Here is a 2,169-nt window from a genome sequence, read left to right as displayed (position 1 = left end):
CAGTGTTGAACAAGCCCGATGCTGGTTGTTGACACTTTATTATGCAAATAGCGGATTGAGAATTTGAAGGTATCAAGGTCGTATTTTGAAAGAGACTTTTATGCAGACATGACCCGCCCTTAGCGAACGAGCTAATATTTTTATCACTTTTTCATCAAGCTGTTATCGAGTCCTCATTCTGTTTGGTTAACCCGTTATCCTTATACTTCTCGCCTTAGGCGGTGATATTAACGCCTGTCGGTCGATGACGCATATGAACGCCCATAAAATGCATCGCGAGGTGGCAACAAGGGCAATAGCGCACGGCTAAGGCACGTTTGACCTCTGGTAATGCGGGGAAAGTGGCTCCTGCGACAGCCAACATCAGTTGGATTTGTTGCCGTAGCTTTTTGGCATTGCCTCGCAGTAAGCCATAGTCTCGTACTCGCCGTAATCCTTTGGGTAACACATGTTGTAATATCAACCACAGAAATTCGACCGCGGGCAAGCTGCGTACTTGTTGGCAGCAAGTCTGACTGTCTTGATAGGTAAAACTCACCTGATTATCGACATGACGACAAATACTGCTGTCGGGTAAAACGCCCCGATAAAGGTAGCGCGATAGATATTGCAGTGCAGGTTCGCCTTTACCTACGAACTGACAATCGACCACCCATTTTGAGTGGGATTGATGTGGTAGGGTGAGTTGAAGCGTGTCACTCAGATAAGCCAGTAAACGTGCTCGCCACACCTTGGCAAGATTAAAGGCGTTAAATAAGTAATGGGTTTGACACTTACGCCATTGCCGCTTGCCTGAGTGGTAGCTCCCTGCAGGGATAATGAAGTGCAGATGTGGATGGTAGTCTCTGCGTCGACTGTGAGTATGCAGTACGCCGGTGAAGCCGATGTCACCACTGAGCTTAGGGGAGCGTGCGGCAAAGTCTTTGAGTACACTCGCTGCCACGGTAAACATGGCGTGATAGAACGGCTCGGGTTGCGATTTCGCTATGGCTCTTAATTCAAACGGCAAGGTAAAGGTCACCATAAAATAATTCACCGGTAATAACTTAGCTTGTTGTTTACTCAGCCAGTCACATGTGGTGCCGTGTTGGCACTGTGGGCAACTGCGATGACCGCAAGAGAGCGGAAACTCAAGCTGTTGCTCGCAGGTTTGACAACCCCAGCAGCTAACCCTCGCCGTGTTGAAACGACAGCTGAGCATGGCATGGATAGCAGCATGTATTTCTGGGGTGATTTGATGGGCATAACGCCGCCGAAAATCCGCCAGATGTTGGCGTAAAATATCGATAAACTGGCTCATAACCCACACTCCCACCTTAAGGCCAAGTCGTTGGTCAGTTGGTTAATTGCCTCACAGGTATTTTTACGGGTGATATCAGTGAGCCGCGTGTAACGGGCGGTGGTATTCAGGCTATGGTGGCCGAGCAGTGTTTGCACTGAGCGCAAATCGAGTCCTTGCTCCAGCAAATGGGTGGCATAACTGTGACGTAGACTGTGCGGACTGATGGCTTTATGAATGTTGCACTCGGAAATGACTTGCTTCATGGCTTTTTGGAGCCCGCCTCTGTCCATGAGTGAGTCAGGTTGATTATCTTTACCCGGAAATAGCCAACGAGGATGACGGTGGGTGCGCCAATAATAGCGTAAGGCTAACAAGGTGCGTTGAGGTAAAGGCACCAGTCTATCCTTGCCACCTTTAGCATCACGGATATGCACCTGCATGAGTCCTGCATCAATATCTCCGACCTGCAATGAAATCGCTTCACCAAGGCGCAATCCCATGCTGTACAGGGTTAAGAAACAAACCTGATAACGCAGTTGACGCGTGAGGCTGATAACTATCGCGACTTCGCAGGGCGTCAGGATATCGGGCAGGTGTTTCACCTGTGGAGGCTTAACAATATTAAGCCACTGCCAAGATTTATTGAGGACGTGAAAGTAGAAAAACTGCAAGCCGTTGCGGTCGAGTTTGACGGTGCTCCATGAATGTGAGGCAATTAAGTCGGCAAAATAGCGCTTTAAATCATCGGAGGTCAGGGTATCGGGGCAACAGTCAAAATATGCCGCAATACGGCGTATAGCTCGGCTATAGGCATCAATGGTTGCAGGCCGCTTGCCTTGCAAGGTTAAGTTGGTAAGATGTTGTTCATAAAGTAAATCAAAGCGTTG

General features: G+C 48.7%; 2 protein-coding genes. Both read right to left on the bottom strand.

The window, feature by feature from the left end; genetic code table 11:
- Nucleotides 1-214: 214 nt before the first annotated feature.
- Nucleotides 215-1,300: an IS91 family transposase gene (locus tag KO533_RS22350; protein WP_219256188.1), complete on the bottom strand. Its 1,086-nt coding sequence runs from the start codon at nt 1,298-1,300 to the stop codon at nt 215-217.
- Nucleotides 1,297-2,169, bottom strand: an 873-nt coding sequence (locus KO533_RS22345) for a site-specific integrase (protein WP_219256187.1), incomplete at its 5' end; no start/stop codon positions are given. The genes KO533_RS22345 and KO533_RS22350, both read right to left, overlap by 4 nt.

It is taken from the genome of Shewanella sp. NKUCC05_KAH (assembly GCF_019345585.1).
Taxonomy (GTDB): Bacteria; Pseudomonadota; Gammaproteobacteria; order Enterobacterales; family Shewanellaceae; genus Shewanella; species Shewanella oncorhynchi.
Note: the sequence above shows the minus strand (reverse complement) of the source record. Positions and strands in the feature narration are given on the sequence as shown.